Here is a 20,989-nt window from a genome sequence, read left to right on the forward strand (position 1 = left end):
CCCTGACAACCGGTTGTGCGCTCATCGCGCCCGCACCTTCTCCAGTGCGCGCAGCCGCACGGAAGCACTGCGCGGATTGCGGTCCACTTCATCGGCGCCGGCCTTCTCGGCACCGCGGGTCAGCGACACGAATTGCGGTTGATGCCCGGGCAATTCGACCGGCAGGTCCTGTGGCGTGCGCGACGACGTCGCTTCGGTGAAGACGCTCTTGACGATCCGGTCTTCCAGGGACTGGTAGGCCATCACGGCGATTCGGCCGCCGGGCGCCAGCGCGTCCAACGCCGCCGGCAGCGCTGCGCGCAGCGAGTCCAGCTCGCCGTTCACCGCGATCCGCAGCGCTTGGAAGGTGCGCTTGGCCGGATGGCCGCCGGTGCGCCGCGCCGGCGCCGGAATCGCTTGGTACAGCAGCTCGACCAGCTCGCCGGTGCGGCGGAAGGGCTGCACCGCACGCCGGCGCACCACATGGGCGGCAATCCGGCGAGCGAACCGCTCCTCGCCGAAGCGGGCGAGAATGTCGGCGAGGGCGGTCTCGTCGTAGGTGTTGAGGATGTGCTCCGCGGTCAGTGCGGAGTCCGGGTCCATCCGCATGTCCAGCGGCGCGTCGACGGCGTAGGAAAATCCGCGCTCCGGGCGGTCCAGCTGCATCGACGACACCCCGAGGTCGAAGAGCACCCCGGCCACGGGTTCGTCGACAATCTCGCCGATCCGGTCGTATCGGGCTCGCACCGTCGTCAGTCGGTCGCCGAATCGCACCAGCCGCTGTGCTGCCGTCCGCAGCGCGTCGGGATCGCGGTCCAGCCCGATGACCCTCAGGCCGGTCAACTCGGTGAGGAATCTTTCGGTGTGCCCACCGGCGCCCAGCGTGGCGTCCACCAGCACCGCGCCCGACCCGTCGGCGCTGCGCCGGGTGAGGGCCGGTCGCAGCAGCTCGACACAGCGGTCGAGCAGGACGGGCACATGGCCGGTCATGACGCGGCCCCTTGCACCCTGGTCCCTGTCCGATAGCACGAACCTGACGTCGGGGAAGTACGCCAGGGTCGGATCGGGCAGAGACCACGATGCACGGGCATGTGGCTCGACCTCCGGGTCAGATGATGTCGCGCAGAGTTTCATGGGTGGCCGCGGAGAAGTCGTCTTCGTGAGCCTGCTGGTACTCCTGCCAGGCCTGGGCGTCCCAGATCTCGAGGTAGTCGACCGATCCCGTGACGACGCAGTCCTTGGTCAGGTTCGCGTAGCGGCGGTGGTCGGCCGACAGCGTGATCCGGCCCTGGGCGTCGGGGTGTTGCTCGTCGGTGCCGGCTGCCAGGTAACGCAGAAACGCTCGCGCTTCCGGGTCGCTGCGCGAGGCGTTCGCCGCGCGGCGTGCCATCTGCTCGAATGCCTCCCGCGGATACACCGCAAGGCTGTGGTCTTGGCTCTTGGTGACCATCAACCCTCCCGCCAGTGCGTCCCGAAACTTCGCCGGCAGCGTCAGCCGCCCTTTGTCGTCGAGCTTGGGCGTGTAGGTGCCGAGGAACACTCCGCGCCCTCCTGCCACGCCGTCGGAACCACCCGGGCTCCGATGTCCGCCACTTTACCCCACAATCCCCCACATTGCCCCCCATCGTAGCAATTAGGCGTGTGTCTCCTCCACAGCTCCCCACGGCCGGGTTCCGTGCACACAAAAGCGGGGTGACCCGTGGTGGGTCACCCCGCTGAAGGGAGGTCAGAGAAGGTCAGTCAGGAAAGCGGCGGCGGAACCGGTCTTCCATCCGGCTGGTGAACGAGCCGCCCGCACCCTTCGCCCGCCGCGGCCGTCCGCCGGCGGTGGGCCGTTCGGCCACCCGGGGCAGCCGCGGCCCGGTGATCGCGAACACCACGCCGCCGAACATCACCAGAAAGCCGAGCACCGAGAGGATGGGGAAGGTACCGATCATCGTCGCCTTGAACGCCACGCCGGACACCAGCATGGCCAACCCGACCACGAAAAGCGCCGCACCCTGTATCCGCCGACGTGTGGACGGCGCGCGGAACGTGCCGCCGCGAACGCTCGACGCGAACTTGGGATCCTCGGCATACAGCGCGCTCTCGATCTCGTCGAGCATGCGCTGCTCATGATCGGAGAGTGGCATCCGTCCCTCCTTGCCGCCGCTGCGATCCCCAATTGCGCACCCGTATAGCCGGGTAACTGACAGCCATGATACGAGGCAGCTGGGCGCCGTACCACCTACTTGATCGGCCGATTCTATAGGCAGCCAAGGGCGCACGATAATGAGCCTTGAAGAACGCGCGCGCTGTATGGAGGAGCCACGTGGCGACATTTCTCATCGACCTGTCGCCGCGCGACATGCAACGCCGGCTCGGTGACGCGCTGGCCATCTACGTCGACGCGATGCGCTACCCCCGCGGCACCGAGGACCACCGCGCCTCGATGTGGATGGAGCACAGCCGCCGGCGAGGCTGGCGGGCGGTGGCGGCGGTGGACGTCGACGGCCACGCCGACCCGCCGGCCGTCGAGGCGCTGGTGTCAGCGCCGATGGTCGGCGTCGCATACGGCTACTGCGGCGCCCCCGACCAGTGGTGGCAGCAGCAGGTGGTAGCCGGCATGCGGCGATCCGGACTGTCGCAGGCAGAGATCGGCTCGCTGATGAACAGCTACTTCGAGCTCACCGAGCTGCACATCCACCCCAGGGCGCAGGGCCGCGGGCTCGGCGAGGCGCTGGTGCGACGGCTGCTGGCCGGGCGCGACGAAGAATGGGTGCTGTTGTCGACGCCTGAGATCCGCGGCGAGGCCAATCGTGCGTGGCGGCTGTACCGTCGGCTCGGCTTCACCGACATCGTTCGCGGCCATCATTTCGCCGGCGATCCGCGCGCGTTCGCGATCCTCGGACGCAAGCTGCCCCTCTAGGATGACCGCGTGCTGCGTGGTCAGGTCCGCTCCTCGCGTCGTCTCACGACGATGCTTCTTGTCCTTCTGGTCCTTTTGCCGCTGGCCACCGGCTGCGTGCGGATCCGTGCCTCGATGACGATCTCGCCCGACGACAGGGTGTCGGGCACCATCACCGCCGCGTCCAAGCCGCGCAACAACGACGACAAGGGGCCGCAGTTCAACGGCGGCAGCCTGCCGTTCGCCGACAAGGTGTCGATCTCCGAGTACTCCCGGGACGGCTACGTCGGCTCCCAGGCGGTGTTCTCCGACCTGACCTTCGCCGAACTCCCCCAGCTCGCGAGCATGAACCACGACGCCGCCGGCGTGGACATCTCGCTTCGCCGCGCGGGTGACTCGGTGATCCTGGAGGGCCGAGCGGATCTGACGTCGCTGACCGATCCCAGCGCCGACGTGTCGTTGTCCATGGCGTTTCCCGGCGACGTCACCTCCACCAACGGCGACCAGGTGGATGCCCAGGTCGTCGAGTGGAAACTCAAGCCGGGCGTGGTGTCGACCATGACGGCGCAGGCCCGTTACACCGACCCCAGCGCGCGCTCGTTCACCGGAGCGGCGATCTGGATGGGCCTGGCGGCGCTGTTGGCGGCCGCCGTGATCGGCGCGTTGGCCTGGGTCAACCGGGACCAATCCCCTCGATTCGCCGAACCGCGCGAGCACTGAGCACCGTACCCTGAGGCCGATGAGCGTCGACACCGCCGCACCGTCGGCTCTACAGCTGGCCGCCGCGGTCACCGGTCAGCTTCGCGAGTACATGAGCACGCGACGCAGCGACGCCGCGTACATCGGGCACGAGTACGCGGCGCTCACCGGTGCGCTGGAGGAGTTCGTGTTGCGCGGCGGCAAGCGGCTGCGCCCGGCGTTCGCCTACTGGGGCTGGCGGGCGGTCACCGACGATCCCAATCCCGAAAACCCCGAGATGCTGAGGCTTTTCGCGGCGCTGGAACTGCTGCATGCGTGCGCGCTGGTGCATGACGACGTGATCGACGAGTCGGCGACGCGAAGGGGCTTGCCCACCGTGCACCGGCAATTCGCGGACATGCACCGCGAAAACGGCTGGCGCGGATCGGCGCATCAATTCGGGGTGTCGGCCGCGATCCTGCTCGGCGACCTGGCCCTGGTCTGGGCCGACGACATCGTCGCCACCGCCGATCTGCCGGCCGACGCCCGTCGGCGCGTCCAGGCGGTGTGGGCCGACATCCGCACCGAAGTCCTCGGCGGGCAATACCTCGACATCGTCGCGGAGGCCAGCGGCGTGGATTCGATCGCATCGTCGATGACCGTGAACACCTACAAGACCGCCTCCTACACAGTGTCGCGGCCGCTGCAGATGGGCGTCGCGGCCGCCGCCGACCGGCCCGACGTGCTGGCCGCCTTCCACGAGTTCGGCACCGACCTGGGCCTCGCGTTCCAGCTGCGAGACGACGTGCTCGGCGTCTTCGGCGATCCTGCGGTAACGGGGAAGCCGTCAGGCGATGATCTGCGCTCGGGCAAACGCACGGTGTTGCTCGCCGAGGCCGTCGAGCGCGCGCAAGCCTCCGATCCGGCAGCCGCAGAGCTGCTGCGCTCGTCCATCGGCACCGAGTTGTCCGAGGAACAGGTGCGCTCGGTGTGCGAGGCGATCAGCTCGGTGGGCGCGCTGGCGGCCGTCGAATCACGCATCGACGCGCTGACCCGGCGCGCTCTCGACGTGCTCAGCGCGGCGCCGATCGCCGAAGCCGCCAAAACCGGGCTGCTCGAGCTCGCCAGATTGGCCGCCAACCGGTCGGCCTGACTCGCATGAACCGGTTATCAAATTTCGTCAGATCCCGCGACGGCCGGCCCGCGCTGCTCGGCTGCCTGGGCGCGTTGCTGATCACCGCGGGCGGGTTAGGGGCCGGCAGCACGCGCCTGCACGATCCCGTGCTGGAAACTCTGCACCTGTCGTGGCTGCGGTTCGGGCACGGACTGGTGCTGTCGTCGGTGACATTGTGGATCGGCGTCGCGCTAATGCTGGTCGCGTGGATCTGGTTGGGCCGCATCGTGATCGAGGGTCAGGCCAACGAGCGGCAGATGGTGGCGACGACGGCGTTCTGGTTGGCGCCGCTGTTGCTGTCTGTGCCGGTTTTCAGCCGCGACACCTATTCATATCTGGCGCAGGGGGCGCTGCTGCGCGACGGGTTGGACCCCTATGTGGTGGGTCCCGTCGAGAACCCGAATGCCTTGCTGGACAACGTCAGTCCGATCTGGACCACCACCACCGCACCATACGGACCGGCGTTCATTTTGGTGGCACGGTTCGTGACGATGCTGGTCGGCGACAACGTGGTGGCCGGAACCATGGTGCTGCGGCTGTGCATGCTGCCTGGCCTCGCGCTGCTGATCTGGGCCGCACCGCGCGTCGCCCGACACGTCAATGCGAGCGGCGCTGCTGCACTGTGGATCTGCGTACTCAACCCGCTGGTGATCATCCACCTGATGGGCGGCGTGCACAACGAGATGCTGATGGTAGGCCTGATGATGGCCGGCATCGCGTTGACCATGCAGCAGCATCCCGTGGCCGGTGTCGCGCTGGTAGCCGTCGGCGTCGCGGTCAAGGCCACCGCCGGATTGGCGCTGCCGTTTCTGGTGTGGGTCTGGATGCGGCAGATGCGAGAGCGTCGCGAATTGAGCGGTGCGCCAGCATTTTTGGCGGCTGCAGCAGGTTCGGTGGTGATCTTCGCGGCAGTCTTCGCGGTGCTGTCGGTGACAGCGGGCGTCGGCCTGGGATGGCTGACGGCGTTGGCCGGCTCGGTGAAGATCATCAACTGGCTGACGCTGCCCACCGCTGCCGCCAACCTGATCAACGTGTTCGGCGGCCTGTTCGTCGGCGTGCAGTTCTATGCGGTGCTCGAGATCACCCGACTCGTCGGGATCGCGATCATCGTCATCGCGTTGCCGCTGCTGTGGTGGCGATTCCGCCACGACGACCGCGAAGCGCTGGCCGGGATCGCGGCCGTGATGATCGTGGTGGTGCTGTTCGTGCCGGCCGCCCTGCCGTGGTACTACACCTGGCCGCTGGCGGTGATGTCGGCGCTGACGCAGTCGCGTGCATGGATCGCCGCGATCGCCGGGTTCTCGACGTGGATCATGGTGATCTTCAAGCCCGATGGCTCGCACGGCATGTATTCGTGGCTGCATGTCGGCATTGCCACCGCGTGCGCCGTGATCGCGTGGCGAGCGCTGGCCAAGACGCCCGCGGTCAGTACGCCATCGCCTGCGCCCGCCTCGTCACTTCCCGAGCCTGGTGAGAGTGCAGCGCATCGACCGGGCGAGCGTTCGTGAGCTGCTCGCGGCTGCCGTCGCGGGTGATCGTCAGCGACTCGTCGCGCCGGAACAACCAGCGCAAGATGTCGGTGTCGTTGTAGCCGCCGTCGCGCAGCACCGCCAACAAGCCGGGAAGGCTCTTGACCACCTGGCCGCTGTCGGTGAAGAAGATCTGCGGCACCATGACTGTGCCGTTTCTGCGTACGGCGATCAGGTGCCCGTCGCGCAGTTGCTGGTGCACGCGCGTCACCGCCATTTTCAACATCTCCGCGACTCTGGGCAGGTCGTACATCGGTTCGTCGGGGTCGAGGACGTCGTCACACGCCGGAACGCTGCTCACCGCGCCGAGTCTAGAACGCGACCTGGGCGAACTACGATGATTCCGATGGAGACGCGACAGGCCCGAACCGACCCGCTGGTCGGTGCGGTCCTCGACGGCCGCTACCGCGTCGACGCGATCATCGCCACCGGGGGCATGTCGGCGGTCTACCGAGGCGTCGACACCCGCCTGGACCGTCCCGTCGCGATCAAGGTGATGGATTCGCGCTACGCCGGCGATCAGCAGTTCCTGACCCGGTTCCAGCTGGAGGCCCGAGCGGTGGCCCGGCTGAAAGATCCTGGGCTGGTAGCGGTTTACGACCAGGGTGTCGACGGCCAGCATCCGTTTCTGGTAATGGAACTCGTCGAGGGCGGAACACTTCGGGAACTGCTGCGCGAACGCGGGCCGATGCCGCCGTACGCGGTCGCCGCGGTGATGCGTCCGATGCTGGGCGGATTGGCCGTAGCGCACCGCAGCGGCCTGGTCCACCGCGACGTCAAGCCGGAGAACGTGTTGATCTCCGACGAGGGGGACGTCAAGATCGCCGACTTCGGTTTGGTGCGTGCGATGGCGGCGGCCAAGATCACTTCGGACAGCGTGATTTTGGGTACGGCGGCCTACCTGTCTCCCGAGCAGGTGCGTAGCGGAGACGCCAGCCCGCGCAGCGACGTGTACGCCTGCGGCATCCTGGTCTACGAACTGTTGACCGGCGCCACGCCGTTCGGTGGCGACACCCCGCTCACGGTCGCCTATCAGCGCCTGGACAACGACGTGCGGCTCCCGAGCACTGTAATACGCGGTGTGCCAAGGCAATTCGACGAGCTGGTGCGCCGCGCAACCGCGCGTGAACCGGACGATCGGTTCGCCGACGCGCAGGAAATGGGTGCGGCGCTAGAGGCGGTGTGCGACGAACTCGAACTGCCGGGCTTCCGCGTGCCGGCGCCGCGTAACTCGGCTCAGCATGTCTCGGCAGCAATGTATTTCACGCAAGAGGAAACAGCTCCTGCGGCTGCGGTACCCGCGCCTGGACCTGCACCAGCGCCTGCGCCACGGCAGGTGACACGGCAGATGACGCGAGGGCCTGAGGACTGGGCTGAGCCCCAGATGCCAGCTGCTCCAACAAGATTCGCCGGCATCGAACTGGCCGCGTTCCAAGAGGAGCGCCGGCGCGCGCAGTGGCGTGCTTGGCTGTGGTTTGCCATAGTGCTGACGCTCACTGGGCTGGTGGCCGCCGCGGCATGGACGCTTGGCACCAATATCGACGCCCTACTCTAGGTCATAACCGGTGGTCTTCGGGGATGTCCGAGACGCGCGCAGGGAGATTTTCCAGCGGATATCCTCGCCATAGGATGGTGCCCGGATCGCCAGGGTGACGGAATGCCGCAGATGTGCGGTTCTCCTCGAGATCAAGCAGGTAGTAGTACAACGCCGCTTCGTCCGAAGACGGCCACGGCCCGGGATCGATGATCGACTGCCTGGTGTCTCGTGCAAGTCCCCATGTGATGTCAGACGGCGGAGCCTGATACACCAAGTACATCATCGGCCCTTCGGTCCACGCGTGCGAGACCAGGTAGGTGAAGTGGTGCTTCTCCCTACCTTTGATCTCGATGTGCTTCAATAACTTTCGCAGAACCTCTGCGGCGAACTCGGCCGCATCCTCTCGGTCAGTTGATGGGTACATTGTTGTTCACCCATGGTGGACAAATCGTCCAATCGGGTCCCACTTCGACTACGCCACTTCCCCCGGGCAACGGATACATCGTGATCACGCCCTTTTGCCCTCCTCCCGGAATATCGGACCGGCCCTCGGTCACGTTGGCGACGATCCTCATTGTCAGGGTCTCACCGGTGTCTTGACAGTTTGGGAGGCCGAATATGCCTCTACTGCAGTGCACGCGGTTGATCGGTACTTCATAAATCAGGGTTCCACCCTCATTGCTTAGTGGTCGACTGTGTGAAACCAAGTCCTTAAACACATTGATGTTGACAATCCCGTGTTTCCAATACATCTTGTCCCACCCAAATCCCTGTCGAGTCTTTGCGTCGTAGTAGCCACGCCGAAGCAGAACTCGGTTGCCGTCGAGGTCCGTTGCCTCCGCGAGCACTTCGTTCACCGGGTATGGCTGGCTCGGCGGAGGCGCCGTCTTGTAGTCGACGCCGTGAACGCTCGGCGCTTCCGGGAACACGGCGTCGTTCAGAGGCGCGGTGCCGGCGGCGAGCTTCGCAGCAATTTCCCTGTCGAGGGTGCTGAGTTCCGCGGCGCGAGTTGCGATCCTGGCGGCATGCTGCGCAGCCAATACTGAGCGCTGCGCTTGGAAAGCGGGATCGCCGCCGTGTTGCCGGCTCACGACCGAAAGATCCTCGCGCACAGCAAATCCTGCCGCCTCGGCTTCACCTATCGCCAGGAGAGCTCGTCGCTTTGCGAAGTCCAGCTCCTCCGCTCCACGCCGCGCGGTTTCTCCTGCCTCGTGCAACCTGTCGGCTAGACCGCGGACCGTCAACAAATCTCGGTAACTGCGTTCCTGAGCCGCGTCAGCAGCCGCGCCCTCCCACACCGCTCCTCCCGGCGCAAAGCTGGCACGATGAACGTTGCTGAACGCGTTTTCCCACTGCCGGGCGGTGGCACTCCAGTGTCGACTGGCGTCATTTAAGTGTTCGACGTCCCAGTTGGCGATCTGAGACCGACTCGGCACCACACCCACTTTGAAGATCGTAAGCGCGCGCAGGACGTGCCCATCGCACCAAATACGGCCGCTGCCAACGCCGAACGTGAATCCACTGCGAAATTTCGGCGGATTTTTCGCAGTGAGCGCACGCTCGGCGAAGCGAAGCGGGCCGGCGAAACAGGCCGGCGAAAGGCCTAGTCGCGGAGCATCTCCGCGACCAAGAATGCCAACTCCAGCGACTGCTGGGTGTTCAACCGCGGATCGCATGCGGTCTCGTAGCGCCCGGCCAGGTCCATGTCCGAAATGTCTTGCGCCCCACCGAGGCACTCGGTCACGTTCTCGCCGGTGATCTCGACGTGGATGCCGCCCGGATGCGTGCCCAGTGCACGGTGCACCTCGAAGAAGCCCTGCACCTCGTCGACGATCCGGTCGAAGTGGCGGGTCTTGTACCCGTTGGACGACTCGTGGGTGTTGCCGTGCATCGGGTCGCACTGCCAGATCACCTGGTGGCCGGTGGCTTGCACCTTCTCGATGATCGGCGGAAGCAGGTCGCGCACCTTGTTGTTGCCCAACCGAGAAACCAGCGTGAGCCGGCCCGGCTTGTTGTGCGGATCCAGCCGCTCGACGTACTCGACGGCGAGTTCGGGCGTCATCGTCGGGCCGATCTTCACGCCGATCGGATTCGCGATCACCTCCGCGAACGCAATGTGCGCGCCGTCGAGCTGGCGAGTGCGCTCCCCGATCCACACGTAATGCGCCGAGAGGTCATACAGCGCCGGCTCGCCCGCCTCGTCCTCGGCAAGGCGCAGCATCGCCCGCTCGTAGTCGAGCACCAGCGCCTCGTGGCTGGCGTAGATCTCCGCGGTCTGCAGGTTGCGGTCGTCGACGCCGCATGCGCTCATGAACGTCAAGCCGCGGTCGATCTCACTGGCCAACGCCTCGTAGCGGGCACCCGCCGGAGAGGTCCGCACGAACTCGCGGTTCCAGTCGTGCACCAGGTGCAGCGACGCCAAGCCCGACGACGTGAGCGCGCGTACCAGATTCATCGCCGCACTGGCGTTGGCGTAGGCGCGCACCAGCCGCGACGGATCGTGCTCGCGCGCCGCGGCCTCCGGTGCGAAACCGTTGATCATGTCGCCGCGGTAGGACTTCAGGCCGAGCGCGTCGATGTCGCTGGAGCGCGGCTTGGCGTACTGGCCGGCGATCCGGGCCAGCTTGATCACCGGCATGCTGGCCCCGTAGGTCAGCACCACCGCCATCTGCAAAAGCGCGCGGATGTTGCCGCGGATGTGCGGCTCGGTGTTGTCGACGAACGTCTCGGCGCAGTCGCCACCCTGCAGCAAAAACGCCTTGCCCTGCGCGACGTCCGCGAGCAGGCCTTGCAGCTTGCGGATCTCAGACGGGACGGTGATGGGCGGCACGCTCTCGAGGACCGTCCGCATCGCTTTGGCCTGGTCGGCGGGCCAGCTCGGCTGCTGAGCAGCGGGCTTGGCCAGCGCGGCGTCCAGCCGGGCGCGCAGCTCCCCCGGCAGCGGCGGCAACGCAGGCAGCTGGTCAATCGGGATGTCGACGGTCCAGTTCACCCGTCTATGGTAACGATGCCGCTCCAGCTGAATTACCGCCTTCGGCGGTGGCAATGAGTCGGAATCTCCGCAAAGCCTCCCGGGCGTCCACCAGCGCGTCGTGCGCGTCAGCGGGTTTCGGCGGCAGCGTCGGCGACCCGCGATCCTCCCAGAACTGGCGAAGCTCGCGGGTGAACTTGGGCATCGCGGGCGGCAGCGCGGTCATCGGACCCCACAGCTGACACAGCGCAACGTGGTCGTAGGCGCCGATCCACGCCCACAGCTGGATCGGTTCTGCCCTGTCGATACCGAAGAAGTCCTCGAGGTCGTTGCGGATCGCTGCCCGCGAGCGCCACAGCGGCGACGACGGCGGCGGCAGTTTGGGCAGTACGTGGTTGCGCACCCAGCGCCCGGCGAGCTGCTCGTTGAATTCGGTTGAGACAGCGTAATATTCGCGGCCATCCTCGGCGGCCACGCCGATCGAGATGAGGTCGATGGTGCGGCCGTCGTCGATGAACTCGGTGTCGTAGAAGTACCTCACGCGGGAAGCCTCATGTGCTCCTCGTGTCCCCGGGCTGTCTGCGGCGGCTTGGCGGCGTGGATCTCGCGGTCGAGGTGCTCGTCGACCCGGGCGTCGTCGGGAAATCGCGGCATGCCCGACACCGCGTCCTGCACCCACAGCTTGGCCTGCACCACGGGCCGGCGGAACCGCCGCTCCCGTTCCAGTGCGTGGTACATCTTGCGCGGCCTGTTGGTGTAGCGCCACCGCGCCCACGGGGCATGCGGGCGCGACAGCCGGATCGCCCCGAGCACCAGAAGCGGCGGAATGAACATGCCCACCAGCCCCGTCCACACCTTGCCCTTGAGCAGCACCACCACCGCCAGCGCGAGCGTCGCCACCGCCATCATCACCACGGTCACGCGGGCGGGCACCGAGTTGTCGTCGCGCCACATCCCGATGTCGAAGAACGACAACGGGTTGAAGCCCAGCACCAGCAGCCCGGCTACCGCGACAGCGGCGAACACAGCATCCACCGATGTGCGGCCGTCCTCGGCCCAGTACACGTCGCTCAGGTGCAGAATCAGCGCGAACTCGTCGAGCACCAGCGCCGCCCCGACGCCGAAAACGACTGCCGCAGCAGTGAATTCGGGCTCTCCGCCGTCGACCGCGAGCGTCACCATGGTCACTCCCGAGACCATCACCAGCACTACGCCGATCACCGCGTGGTGGATGTGCATGCCGCCGTGGCCGAGGTTGCGCGGCTGCCACCACTTGCGTGGCGCGTCGCTATCGGCGTGCCGCCGGATGTAGCGCACGATCGTGCGCGTCACGAAGAACGTCGAGATGAATGCGAGCAGGCAGAACAGCAGCGGCAGCCGCCCCCTGTCGACGAGGCTCTGCCAAAAGGAGTGCCACAACTCGGCCAGCGGACGGTCCTATGCGGCGGTCGAGCGGGCGACGCCGTCGTCGACTTTGCCCTCTTTGATGTCCGCCGCGTACAGGTCGACGTACTCCTGCCCGGACAACTGCATCAGCTCGTACATCACCTCGTCGATGACCGCGCGCTCGATGAAGCGGTTGCCGGCCAGACCCTCGAACCGGCTGAAGTCCAACGGCTTGCCGACGCGGACGGTGACCTTGCCGAACCGCCACATCTTGCTGCCCGGGGGGTTGACGACGTTGGTACCGATCATCGCGACGGGGATCACCGGCACGCCGGTTTCCAGCGCGAGCCGGGCCAGCCCCGTCTTGCCCTTGTACAACCGGCCGTCCGGCGAGCGCGTGCCCTCGGGATACATGCCGAGCAGCTTGCCGTCGTCCAGCAGTCGTTTGGCGGTGTCGAGCGCGGCCTGCGCGGCATCGGCATTGCTGCGGTCGATCGGAACCTGACCCGCCACCGTGTAGAACCAGCGGGTGAACCATCCCTTCAGACCGGTGCCCGTGAAGTACTCCGCCTTGGCCAGGAACGTGATGCGGCGCTTGACGACGAGCGGCAGATAGAAACTGTCGGCCACAGCAAGGTGGTTGCTGGCCAGAATCGCCGGGCCGGAGTCCGGAATGTGTTCAAGCCCTTCGGTTTTCGGCCGTCCCAGAAGCAACAACAGAGGTCCCATGAAGATGTACTTGAACAGCCAATACCACATGGACACTCCTGGCTCGGGGCGCGCTTTCGGGTAACTCTACCTATTCTGGAGGGTCTTCGACGCTGATGGGAATGTGCTGATACCGGCCGGGAGCAGGAGGCGGGCCGGCGCCTGGCGGACCGTCTCCATCCGGCGGCGGCGTGCCGTTGCCGTCTCCGTTGGTCGCGCCGTTGCTCTCCAGGATCGCGCGCACCACCGTCAGCAGCGCCACACTGTGCTCGGCGATGACGTCGAGCAGGGGATGCTGCTCGCCGGAGGTCAGCGCGGCCAGCGCGCATACCGGGCACCACACCTGCTGACACTTGCCGGGCGCGCCGCCGCGGCCCGACGCGATCGCCGCAGCGGCACGCACCGCGGGATCGATGCGGTCGAGCACCGCCTGAGCCAGCGCCCGCAACTCCGGCGGAATCTCGGGGTGCATTCCACTCACGCGGGCCACACCTCCGGGTTCGGTCGAAATCGCACCGTCAACTCACTCCCCCGCAGCGCGGCGTCGGTGACCACGCACCGCCGCAGCACAGACGCCAGCCGAACTCGACGCCTCATTCCCGAGGAGCCGATGATCAGGTCGTCGTCGACTCGGCCCAGCGTCAACGAGCCGGGGTCGACCTGCGGCAACTCTAACCGCATCCGGTACACAGCATCGAGACCCGAGCCGGATTCCCGGTCCACCACCGGCTGGATCGGCCCCGGCGGCGGCAAGCCGTCGACGCGGCGGACGTTGTCGAGCAGCTGCAGCAGCGCCTTGGGACCGATCGGCTCGCCGGCCAAATGAGGTGCCAGCACCAGCTCGACGTCGCCGATCTTGGTCGCGAGTTCGTCGAGTACGGCCTGCTGCTCGGTGATGCGTTCGGTGTACCAGTCGAAAGCCGGATGCTCCGGCAGATTGCGGTACTCGTACGAATCGTCTCTCATCAGAACCTGATTCACGATCAGCTCGTCGACCCGCACACCCGTCAACGACAGCGCGCCAAGCGTGCGCACCGCCTCCGCGGCGACCACCCGCTCGGCCGTCAGCACCAGGTGCGCACCCACCCGCGATTCGTCGGTAAGAAGCGCGGTCAGCCGCTCCATCCCGGCGGCCATCTGTTCCAGCACGCTCACCACAACCGCTGCGCCGGCATCCTCGCCCGCACGTGCCAGCCGCCGGTGGCGCGGCCAGGCCCGCTCGACGTACATGCCGAACGTGGCCGGCAGCGTCAGCATCCGCAGCGCGTCGGCGGTCGACGCGCAGTCGACCACGACGTGGTCCCACCGCCCCGACTCGGCGAGCTGGCCGACCTCGTGCAGGCCGAGCACCTCCTGGATACCGGGCAACGCCGACAGCTCCTCCGGCGCGACGTCAACGAGTTCCGAATCGGGAAACCGCTTGCCCAGCGGGGCGGCCACCTGCCGCCAGCGCGCCTCCAGCAGCGCGAGCGTGTCCAGGGCCAGCGCGTCGAGGAAGCCCCCGCCGGCGTCGACGTCGTCTTCCAGCACCCGGGTGACCTGGCGCGCGCCCGTCGGGACCACCGGGACACCGAGGACGTCGCCCACCGAATGTGCCTGGTCGGTGGATACCAGCAGGACACGGAAGCCGCCGCGGGCGGCACCGACCGCAGTGGCTGCGGCGAGGGTCGACTTGCCTACTCCCCCTTTGCCGACGAAGAGGCTGATCCGCTGCGCGGCGGGCGGTGACTCACTCAGCCTCGACTCGTTTCTTGAGGTCCTTCAGTGCGGTGTCGGTCAACCTACGCTCGGCCTTGCGTTTGAGCAATCCGATCATCGGGATGAGCAGGTCCACCGACAGCTCATAAGTGACCTCGGTTCCGGATCCCTTGGGCGACAAGTGGTATGCGCCGTTGAGCGCTCGCAGCAACGAACTCGACACCAGATGCCAGCGCACGGAGTTGTGATCGGCCGGCCAGTCGTACGCCAGCACCATCGTGTCCTTGAGCACGGCTGCGTCCAGCACCAGCCGCGCTGTCTTGGGATAGCCGTCGGCGTCGGCTTCGAGCACCTCGGCTTGTTTGTACTCCGACACCCACTGCGGGTAGGCCTCGATGTCCGCGATCACGTCCATCACGGTCTTCGGGTCGGCGTCGATGTAGATGGTCTGCGCCGTGGAATCTGCCACCTTCAAAAGGTACCCAAGTCAGTGCGTGCGCGACGCCCCCACCGGCCGGGAAGCTTCGAGCGTGCGTTTGACCTCGAACGCCATCTCCTTACCCGCCACCCGGCGCTGGTGGGTGAGCTTCGCGAAGTTCATCCGCGCCAGCTGCCACGCCGCCGCGCCGGCGGGCTCGGCGTGCAGGAAATAGTGCAGGATCACACCGTCGAGCATCGGCTCCAGCCAGATCTCCATCGTGCCGGTGAGCGCGCCGGTGACCGTCCAGCGGATGCCCTTCTCACCGCGGTCTTCGACCACATCGAGCCACAGATCCGGCCACCAGCGCCGCCACTTGCCCGGGTCGGACACCGCCCGTCCGACGTCGGCCGGCTCCGCGGCGACGAAGGTTTCGTCGGCAATCTGGATGCTGTGCATGGCCTCTCTCAATCCGGCGACGGATGGGTGTCCACTACCTGCTCGCTAGGCTGAACACGATAGTCACCCGCCGCTGAAAGAAGGTCCGTGATCGTGCGTGAAGTGAGCCTTCCGGCGTCGTTTTCCGTCGCGGAGAATGACAATGTTGCCAGCTCGGTGTTCGAGCACGAGCGAAGCGACCCCGATCACGTGATCTTTCAGCGGCTGGTCGACGGGGCATGGGCGGACGTGACGTGCGCGCAGGCCGCCGCGCAGATCCGCGCGGCCGCGCTGGGCCTGATCGCCGAGGGCGTCAACGCCGGGGACCGGGTGGCGATCCTGTCGGCCACCCGCTACGAGTGGGTGATCCTCGACTACGCGATCCTGTCGGTCGGGGCCGTCACTGTGCCCATCTACGAGACCAGCTCACCGGACCAGGTGCGCTGGGTGCTGAAGGACTCGGGGGCGGTGCTGGCGTTCACCGAGAACGAAGCGCACGCCCAGACCGTCAAGGAACTCGCCGACGAGCTGCCGTCGCTGCGCACGGTGCTGCGGATCGAGTCGTCGGGCCCGTCGGCGCTCGACGAGCTCTCCGAGGCCGGCCGCTCCGTGGACGCCGGCGAGCTCGACGCCCGGCTGGCCGGGCTGCGCGCTTCTGATCCGGCCACGCTGATCTACACCTCGGGCACCACAGGGCGCCCCAAGGGCGTGCAGCTGACGCACTCGAATCTGGTGCACGAGATCCGCGGTGCGTCGGCGTGCTTTCCCACGCTGCTGCGCAAGGGTGAGCGGCTGCTGATCTTTTTGCCGCTGGCTCACGTGTTGGCCCGCGCGCTGTCGATGACCGCGTTCGCCAACAAGGTGACTCTGGGCTACACCAGCGACATCAAGAACTTGGTGCCGATGCTCGGAGTGTTCAAGCCGACGGTCGTGGTGTCGGTGCCACGCGTGTTCGAAAAGGTCTACAACACAGCCGAACTCAACGCCCGCGACTCCGGCCGGGGCAAGATCTTCGACCTGGCCGCCAAGACCGCGATCGACTGGAGCAAGGCGACCGCGGACGTGAGGAGCAGAACAGGCCAAGACAGCGGCGGGCCGTCGCTGCTGCTGCGCGCCCGGCACGCGCTGTTCGACCGGCTGGTCTACGGAAAGCTGCGCGCCGCGCTGGGCGGAAACTGCCGGGCCTCGATCTCGGGCGGCGCGCCGCTGGGCGCGCGGCTGGGCCACTTCTACCGCGGCGTCGGCGTGTCGATCTACGAGGGTTATGGCCTGACCGAGACCAGCGCCGCGATCACCGTGAACCGGATCGGGGACCTGAAGGTCGGCACTGTGGGAAAGGTGTTGCCGGGCAACAGTATTGCCCTGGCCGATGACGGCGAGCTGTTGGTCAAAGGGGGGGTGGTCTTCACCGGCTATTGGCACAACGAGCAGGCCACCCGCGAGGCGATCGACGCCGACGGCTGGTTTCACACCGGCGATCTGGGCAGCATCGACGCCGACGGCTTCTTGTCCATCACCGGCCGTAAGAAGGAGATCATCGTCACCGCGGGCGGCAAGAACGTCGCACCGGCAGTACTCGAGGACCAGCTGCGCGCGCACCCGCTGATCAGCCAGGCGATGGCGGTCGGCGATGCGAAGCCGTTCATCGGCGCGCTGATCGCGCTCGATCCGGAAGCGTTCGACGTGTGGAAGCAGCACCACGGCAAGTCGGCCGGCGCTTCGGTGGAAGAACTCGCCGACGACCCGGACCTGCGCGCCGAAATCGACCTTGCGGTCAAGGAGGCGAACCGCGCCGTGTCCAAGGCCGAGGCGATCCGCAAGTTCACGATCCTGCCGGTCGATTTCACCGTGGATACGGGCGAGCTGACGCCGACGCTGAAGGTCAAGCGCAAGGTGGTCGCAGAGAAGTTCGCCGACCAGATCGAGGCGCTTTACAGCTGATGCGGGTTACTTGAACCCGGCCTGATACTTGCATGCCTCGATCTCGTCGAGGCTCGCCAGCGGGAGAACGTGCTTGGCCTCGGCTTCGTGCAAGCAGTTCTCGTACTTGGCCTTCTTGGCTTCTTGAGAGTGCTTCTCTGCTTCGTTGACGCCCCAGGAAATGCCGATCACCGCCAGGCCGCATACCAGGATGGCCGCGGTGATGTCCCTCCTCGTCGGCTGCTTCCAGCGAGAGAAGTACTGACGCATGCCGACAGGTTAGCCGGTGCCTAGAGCAGCTCGGCGAGCCGCGCGGCCTGCCGAGTCCAGTTCCAGCGGTCCAGCACCCAGCGCCGCCCTTCTGCGCCCATGCGATCCGCCAGATCCCTGTCGGCCAGGATGCGGCTGAGCGCGTCGGCGATCTGGTCGATCGAGCGACCATCGACGACGAACCCGGTGCGGCCTTCCTGCACTGTCTCCGGCGCTCCCCCGGACCGGCCGGCCACCACGGGCACTCCCGTTGCCGACGCCTCCAGGTACACGATGCCCAGCCCCTCCACGTCGAGTCCCGCCCCGCGGGTGCGGCACGGCATCGCGAACACGTCCGCCATCGCATGGTGGGCGGGCAGCTCAGCGGCCGGCACACCTTCGGTGAATGTCACGTGCTCGCCGACGCCGGTGCCGCGGGCGAGCCGGCGCAGCGTGTCGAGATACGGGCCCCCGCCGACGATCACCAGTGCCGCGCCGTGGACCCGCGACCGGATCGCCGGGAGCGCACGGATCAGCATGTCCTGGCCTTTGCGGGGCACCAGCCGCGACAGGCAGACGATCACCGGCCGCTGCCCGAGCCCGTAGCGGGTGCGCATCTCCGCTCGCGCGGCCGGGTCGGGACGGAACCGGTTCGCGTCGACGCCCGGCGGCAGGTGTTCCAGGGACGTCCGCGGCCCGAAGGCGGACGCGAACCGGTCGCGGGTGTAGCGGCTCACGTAGGTCACCACGTCGCTGTCCTCGCCGATGCGGCGCAGCGCCGAACGCGCCACCGGCAACATCGACCAGCCCACTTCGTGCCCGTGCGTGCTGGCCAGCACCCGTCGCGCACCGGCCTTACGGGCACGCCGCGCCAGCAGTCCCAACGGCGCGGCGGCCCCGAACCACACGGTGTCGATGCCCCGTTCGGCGATCAATGTGCGCATCCGCGCGTCGACGTCGGGAACCGGCAGCATGAGCGTCCCGGGGTGGCGGACCACGTCGAACGGGGCGTCCCGGTCGTATTGTTCCGCGCGTTTCCAGTGCGGTGCGTACACCGTCAACGTGTGCGCAGCCGACCGGGCCAAGTGATGCGTCAGCGCCTCGAGATAGGCCTGGATGCCGCCGGGACGCGGAGGAAAGTCGTTGGTGACCAGCAGGACCCGCGACACGGCTGACCAATCTACCCAGCGAGCCAGCGCTGCCAGCGCGCTAGCAGCACGTCCCAGCCCAGCGCCAGCGTGGCCTGCGGGTCACCACCCGATAGGTAGAGCCGCCGCAGCGCAGGCGTGCCGTACGCGTCGGCGATGAACGTCGCGAACCACCAGGCGCGGTCGTAGGCCGCCGACCGGCCCGCGCCGACCGAGTCGAGTTCGGCGTCCGACGGCAGACGTGCCGGCACCGCGGTCTGCCCGGGCGGTGTCGCAGGGCCGCGCGCGACGTAGTCGGCGACACCCTCGGTCAGCCACTGCGGCGCGTCGAGCGTCGTATCGGCCCGGGTGGCGTAATGAAAAAGCTCGTGGCGCAACACGATTCGCAAGGCTTGCGGGTTCATCGCAGCAGCTCCGGGGGCGAACACAATCCGCTGCCCGAACGCTTCCCGCCGGGCGACGTCCACGTGGTCGGCCACCGCGACCGCGGCCACCCCGGTCCAGTCGCGGTCCGGCTGCCCGGTCTGGGCCGCGAAGTCGGTGTCGCTGGCGGTGGTCACGACGACGATCTCGCGGGGCCAGTCGTCGCCCCAGAATGCCGACACCGCGGCGACGGCGTCGGGCATCTCCGCGGCGATGCGGCCAGGCAGTTGCGCCGGCGCGCCGCGGTCGAGGAGCCGCATCATGTGCGCAGGAGCGGCGGTCGGTGCCGGTGAGCGGCCGATCACCACTGCGGCCGCTACGATCTGGCCGACCAGGAGCAGACCCAGAGCGGCGGCCAGCAGCCGCGGGTGCGGGTGCTCAGTACCTGCGGACGTTGTAGATCGGCGCATTGCCCACTGGCGCCACCTTCACCGGTGTGCCGTAGGTGGACGCGTGCACGATCATCCCGTCGCCGATGTAGAGGCCGACGTGCGACGCGTCGCCGTAGTAGGTGACGACGTCACCGGGCTGCATGTCCGACAGCGACACCGGCTGGCCGCCGGCGGCCTGCGCCTGGCTGGAATGCGGCAGCGAAACGCCGGCCTGCTGGAACGCCCACTTCACCAGGCCCGAGCAGTCGAACGCGTTGGGGCCCTCAGCGCCCCACGAGTACGGCGAACCCATTCGGCTCAGCGCCGCCTGGACGACGATCGCGGCCTCCGGTGAGCCGCCCGGCGCGGCGACGTCGCCGTTGGGCGGCAAGGCGCCCTCGGGAGCGGGCATCGCGTTGATCGAGACGTCCGGCGGCGGCAGGTTCGGCAGCGCCTCCGGGGCGTCGGGCAGCGTGGCCTGTGCCTGCGGCGGCGCGCCCAATGCGGCCCGCTGGTTGGGGCTGAGCGCCAGGTACTGCGACTTGACCACCGCGATCTGCGTCTGCAACTTGCTTTGCTTGGCCTGCACGTCGGCGCGCACTGCGGCGGCCTGCTCGGCGGCGACGCGGGCCGCATCGGCGGACTTGGCCGACGCCGCCTCGGCCGCGGCGGCCTTCTGGCTCAGCGAGCGGTAACTGGCCATCTGCGCCGACATCTCGCTCGCCACTACTTCTTGTGCGGTCATCTGGTCGATGAGGTGCTGCGGCGAGTCGGCGGTCATCATCGCGCTGAAGCTGTCGGTGTGGCCGCCCATGTACATCGCCGCGGCCAGCTTGTCGACGGTGGCCTGGTATCCCGTCAGTTGCGCATTGGCGGACTCGACGGCCGCCACGTCGGCGTCGTGCTTCTGCTCGGCGGCTTTCTGCGCGGCGAGCTTGCGGTCCAGATCCAGCTGGGCCGTGTGCATCTCTTCGGTGGTCTGCTCAGCCTGCCGTGACAGTTCGTTGAGTTTGGCCAACGCGTCATCGGCCGGATCGGCATGCCCGCTGCCCGCAAGCAGGCTGCCGAATATTGAAAGTACTGCTGTCGCAACGATTATCGATCGCCTGGAACGGCGGCTGATCCACCGCGCACGATCAGATCTCAAAGCCGGAGAATCCTTCGAGTGCCGTGGCCGAGGCCCGTAGCTGCTTAGGTCTCAGATAGGTTACGAAACGGCATCCACCTTGTCCAACAGGCAGGCGAATCTAAGAGGCAATCTTAGAAGTCACGCAACGCCAGGGTCTTTCCGCCGCCGAATCGGAACCAACCGCAGCCGCGGCGCAAGCCCCGCTTCGGCAAGCGCTTCCAGCGCCGCGCACTCGTCGTCTCGAAGTGAGCCCGGAACACCGATCAGAACACTGATCACGCACTCCTTGCAGGCGGCGCCCCGCACGGCGCAGTCGTCGCAGTCAATGATCATGGCCGCGACGGTA

The 20,989-nt window shown here is 67.4% G+C and carries 25 protein-coding genes; 6 read left to right on the forward strand and 19 right to left on the reverse strand.

Annotated elements, in window-relative coordinates; genetic code table 11:
- Positions 1 to 21: 21 nt before the first annotated feature.
- The 3 genes from rsmH to AC5Y4N_RS19440 form a co-directional block, all read right to left on the reverse strand.
- Positions 22 to 1,113 (reverse strand): 16S rRNA (cytosine(1402)-N(4))-methyltransferase RsmH, encoded by a 1,092-nt coding sequence (gene rsmH, locus AC5Y4N_RS19430; protein ID WP_499911658.1) that lies wholly within the window; start codon positions 1,111 to 1,113, stop codon positions 22 to 24.
- Entirely contained in the window at positions 1,088 to 1,519 is a 432-nt protein-coding gene (mraZ, locus tag AC5Y4N_RS19435) for a division/cell wall cluster transcriptional repressor MraZ (RefSeq protein ID WP_499911727.1), read from the reverse strand. The genes rsmH and mraZ overlap by 26 nt, the downstream gene beginning before the upstream one ends.
- A 196-nt stretch (positions 1,520 to 1,715) precedes the next feature.
- The gene (locus AC5Y4N_RS19440) at positions 1,716 to 2,111 is read right to left on the reverse strand and encodes an SCO2097 family morphological protein (RefSeq protein WP_499911657.1); all 396 of its coding nucleotides are present in this window, start codon (positions 2,109 to 2,111) and stop codon (positions 1,716 to 1,718) included.
- Between the two features lie 179 nt (positions 2,112 to 2,290).
- Between AC5Y4N_RS19440 and AC5Y4N_RS19445 the strand changes: the two genes are divergently transcribed.
- Genes AC5Y4N_RS19445 through AC5Y4N_RS19460 form a run of 4 tightly spaced genes read left to right on the forward strand, consistent with a single transcriptional unit; the run spans position 2,291 to position 6,226 of the window.
- Entirely contained in the window at positions 2,291 to 2,887 is a 597-nt protein-coding gene (locus tag AC5Y4N_RS19445) for a GNAT family N-acetyltransferase (protein WP_499911656.1), read from the forward strand.
- A 51-nt stretch (positions 2,888 to 2,938) separates the two neighbouring features.
- Positions 2,939 to 3,586, forward strand: a complete 648-nt coding sequence (locus AC5Y4N_RS19450; RefSeq protein WP_499911725.1) for an LppM family (lipo)protein — start codon at positions 2,939 to 2,941, stop codon at positions 3,584 to 3,586.
- 19 nt (positions 3,587 to 3,605) lie between these two features.
- Positions 3,606 to 4,697, forward strand: coding sequence for a bifunctional (2E,6E)-farnesyl/geranyl diphosphate synthase (idsA2, locus tag AC5Y4N_RS19455; RefSeq protein WP_499911655.1), 1,092 nt, complete (start codon positions 3,606 to 3,608; stop codon positions 4,695 to 4,697).
- A 5-nt stretch (positions 4,698 to 4,702) separates the two neighbouring features.
- Complete coding sequence (locus AC5Y4N_RS19460) at positions 4,703 to 6,226, forward strand: alpha-(1->6)-mannopyranosyltransferase A (RefSeq protein WP_499911654.1); 1,524 nt, start codon at positions 4,703 to 4,705, stop codon at positions 6,224 to 6,226.
- Here AC5Y4N_RS19460 and AC5Y4N_RS19465 read toward each other — a convergent pair.
- On the reverse strand, positions 6,144 to 6,548 hold the full coding sequence (locus tag AC5Y4N_RS19465) for an Rv2175c family DNA-binding protein (protein WP_499911653.1): 405 nt from the start codon (positions 6,546 to 6,548) through the stop codon (positions 6,144 to 6,146). The genes AC5Y4N_RS19460 and AC5Y4N_RS19465 overlap by 83 nt on opposite strands.
- Before the next feature lie 36 nt (positions 6,549 to 6,584).
- On the opposite strand from AC5Y4N_RS19465, the gene AC5Y4N_RS19470 reads away from it, so the two are divergent.
- A complete protein-coding gene (locus AC5Y4N_RS19470) occupies positions 6,585 to 7,802 on the forward strand; it encodes a protein kinase domain-containing protein (protein ID WP_499911652.1) in 1,218 nt (405 codons plus the stop codon).
- A 1-nt stretch (position 7,803) separates the two neighbouring features.
- Here the strand turns inward: AC5Y4N_RS19470 and AC5Y4N_RS19475 are convergent, their stop codons facing one another.
- From AC5Y4N_RS19475 to AC5Y4N_RS19520, 10 genes are all read right to left on the reverse strand, one after another.
- Complete coding sequence (locus tag AC5Y4N_RS19475; RefSeq protein ID WP_499911651.1) at positions 7,804 to 8,208, reverse strand: hypothetical protein; 405 nt, start codon at positions 8,206 to 8,208, stop codon at positions 7,804 to 7,806.
- Positions 8,192 to 9,229: a WXG100 family type VII secretion target gene (locus AC5Y4N_RS19480; protein WP_499911650.1), complete on the reverse strand. Its 1,038-nt coding sequence runs from the start codon at positions 9,227 to 9,229 to the stop codon at positions 8,192 to 8,194. Before AC5Y4N_RS19480 ends, AC5Y4N_RS19475 begins: the two co-directional genes overlap by 17 nt.
- A 158-nt stretch (positions 9,230 to 9,387) precedes the next feature.
- On the reverse strand, positions 9,388 to 10,776 hold the full coding sequence (locus AC5Y4N_RS19485; RefSeq protein WP_499911649.1) for a class II 3-deoxy-7-phosphoheptulonate synthase: 1,389 nt from the start codon (positions 10,774 to 10,776) through the stop codon (positions 9,388 to 9,390).
- Positions 10,777 to 10,780: 4 nt separating this feature from the next.
- Complete coding sequence (locus AC5Y4N_RS19490; RefSeq protein ID WP_499911648.1) at positions 10,781 to 11,296, reverse strand: polyadenylate-specific 3'-exoribonuclease AS; 516 nt, start codon at positions 11,294 to 11,296, stop codon at positions 10,781 to 10,783.
- Positions 11,293 to 12,174, reverse strand: coding sequence for a hypothetical protein (locus AC5Y4N_RS19495; RefSeq protein WP_499911647.1), 882 nt, complete (start codon positions 12,172 to 12,174; stop codon positions 11,293 to 11,295). Before AC5Y4N_RS19495 ends, AC5Y4N_RS19490 begins: the two co-directional genes overlap by 4 nt.
- 18 nt (positions 12,175 to 12,192) lie before the next feature.
- Positions 12,193 to 12,900 (reverse strand): lysophospholipid acyltransferase family protein, encoded by a 708-nt coding sequence (locus AC5Y4N_RS19500; RefSeq protein ID WP_499911646.1) that lies wholly within the window; start codon positions 12,898 to 12,900, stop codon positions 12,193 to 12,195.
- 40 nt (positions 12,901 to 12,940) lie between these two features.
- Complete coding sequence (locus AC5Y4N_RS19505) at positions 12,941 to 13,330, reverse strand: hypothetical protein (protein ID WP_499911645.1); 390 nt, start codon at positions 13,328 to 13,330, stop codon at positions 12,941 to 12,943.
- Positions 13,327 to 14,586 (reverse strand): ArsA family ATPase, encoded by a 1,260-nt coding sequence (locus tag AC5Y4N_RS19510; protein ID WP_499911723.1) that lies wholly within the window; start codon positions 14,584 to 14,586, stop codon positions 13,327 to 13,329. The genes AC5Y4N_RS19505 and AC5Y4N_RS19510 overlap by 4 nt, the downstream gene beginning before the upstream one ends.
- Positions 14,579 to 15,016 carry an SRPBCC family protein gene (locus tag AC5Y4N_RS19515; RefSeq protein WP_499911644.1) on the reverse strand — a complete coding sequence of 146 codons (438 nt, stop codon included), beginning with the start codon at positions 15,014 to 15,016 and terminating at the stop codon, positions 14,579 to 14,581. Before AC5Y4N_RS19515 ends, AC5Y4N_RS19510 begins: the two co-directional genes overlap by 8 nt.
- Positions 15,017 to 15,034: 18 nt before the next feature.
- A complete protein-coding gene (locus tag AC5Y4N_RS19520; protein WP_499911643.1) occupies positions 15,035 to 15,424 on the reverse strand; it encodes a polyketide cyclase / dehydrase and lipid transport in 390 nt (129 codons plus the stop codon).
- Between the two features lie 93 nt (positions 15,425 to 15,517).
- Here AC5Y4N_RS19520 and AC5Y4N_RS19525 point away from each other — a divergent pair, with 93 nt between their 5' ends.
- On the forward strand, positions 15,518 to 17,344 hold the full coding sequence (locus tag AC5Y4N_RS19525) for an AMP-dependent synthetase/ligase (protein ID WP_499911642.1): 1,827 nt from the start codon (positions 15,518 to 15,520) through the stop codon (positions 17,342 to 17,344).
- 6 nt (positions 17,345 to 17,350) lie between these two features.
- On the opposite strand, the gene AC5Y4N_RS19530 is transcribed toward AC5Y4N_RS19525, so the two are convergent.
- The 5 genes from AC5Y4N_RS19530 to AC5Y4N_RS19550 all read right to left on the reverse strand — a co-directional run bounded on the left by AC5Y4N_RS19530 (position 17,351) and on the right by AC5Y4N_RS19550 (position 20,976).
- The gene (locus AC5Y4N_RS19530) at positions 17,351 to 17,593 is read right to left on the reverse strand and encodes a hypothetical protein (RefSeq protein ID WP_499911641.1); all 243 of its coding nucleotides are present in this window, start codon (positions 17,591 to 17,593) and stop codon (positions 17,351 to 17,353) included.
- Between the two features lie 20 nt (positions 17,594 to 17,613).
- Positions 17,614 to 18,741: a glycosyltransferase family 4 protein gene (locus AC5Y4N_RS19535; RefSeq protein WP_499911640.1), complete on the reverse strand. Its 1,128-nt coding sequence runs from the start codon at positions 18,739 to 18,741 to the stop codon at positions 17,614 to 17,616.
- Positions 18,742 to 18,752: 11 nt separating this feature from the next.
- Positions 18,753 to 19,553: a hypothetical protein gene (locus AC5Y4N_RS19540; protein ID WP_499911639.1), complete on the reverse strand. Its 801-nt coding sequence runs from the start codon at positions 19,551 to 19,553 to the stop codon at positions 18,753 to 18,755.
- Positions 19,522 to 20,661, reverse strand: a complete 1,140-nt coding sequence (gene ripC / locus AC5Y4N_RS19545; protein WP_499911638.1) for a peptidoglycan hydrolase RipC — start codon at positions 20,659 to 20,661, stop codon at positions 19,522 to 19,524. Before ripC ends, AC5Y4N_RS19540 begins: the two co-directional genes overlap by 32 nt.
- A gap of 120 nt (positions 20,662 to 20,781) precedes the next feature.
- Entirely contained in the window at positions 20,782 to 20,976 is a 195-nt protein-coding gene (locus AC5Y4N_RS19550; RefSeq protein WP_499911637.1) for a hypothetical protein, read from the reverse strand.
- Positions 20,977 to 20,989 lie beyond the last annotated feature (13 nt).

The organism is Mycobacterium sp. NGS19 (genome assembly GCF_059813155.1).

Bases quoted from the DNA above. Each gene is read 5' to 3' on its own strand.
- AC5Y4N_RS19530 (WP_499911641.1), bottom strand. From the start codon at position 17,593: ATGCGTCAGTACTTCTCTCGCTGGAAGCAGCCGACGAGGAGGGACATC.
- AC5Y4N_RS19470 (WP_499911652.1), top strand. From the start codon at position 6,585: ATGATTCCGATGGAGACGCGACAGGCCCGAACCGACCCGCTGGTCGGT.
- idsA2 (WP_499911655.1), top strand. From the start codon at position 3,606: ATGAGCGTCGACACCGCCGCACCGTCGGCTCTACAGCTGGCCGCCGCG.
- AC5Y4N_RS19440 (WP_499911657.1), bottom strand. From the start codon at position 2,111: ATGCCACTCTCCGATCATGAGCAGCGCATGCTCGACGAGATCGAGAGC.
- AC5Y4N_RS19460 (WP_499911654.1), top strand. From the start codon at position 4,703: ATGAACCGGTTATCAAATTTCGTCAGATCCCGCGACGGCCGGCCCGCG.
- AC5Y4N_RS19520 (WP_499911643.1), bottom strand. From the start codon at position 15,424: ATGCACAGCATCCAGATTGCCGACGAAACCTTCGTCGCCGCGGAGCCG.
- AC5Y4N_RS19475 (WP_499911651.1), bottom strand. From the start codon at position 8,208: ATGTACCCATCAACTGACCGAGAGGATGCGGCCGAGTTCGCCGCAGAG.
- rsmH (WP_499911658.1), bottom strand. From the start codon at position 1,113: ATGAAACTCTGCGCGACATCATCTGACCCGGAGGTCGAGCCACATGCC.
- AC5Y4N_RS19550 (WP_499911637.1), bottom strand. From the start codon at position 20,976: ATGATCATTGACTGCGACGACTGCGCCGTGCGGGGCGCCGCCTGCAAG.
- AC5Y4N_RS19450 (WP_499911725.1), top strand. From the start codon at position 2,939: ATGCTTCTTGTCCTTCTGGTCCTTTTGCCGCTGGCCACCGGCTGCGTG.
- AC5Y4N_RS19500 (WP_499911646.1), bottom strand. From the start codon at position 12,900: ATGTGGTATTGGCTGTTCAAGTACATCTTCATGGGACCTCTGTTGTTG.
- AC5Y4N_RS19540 (WP_499911639.1), bottom strand. From the start codon at position 19,553: ATGCGCCGATCTACAACGTCCGCAGGTACTGAGCACCCGCACCCGCGG.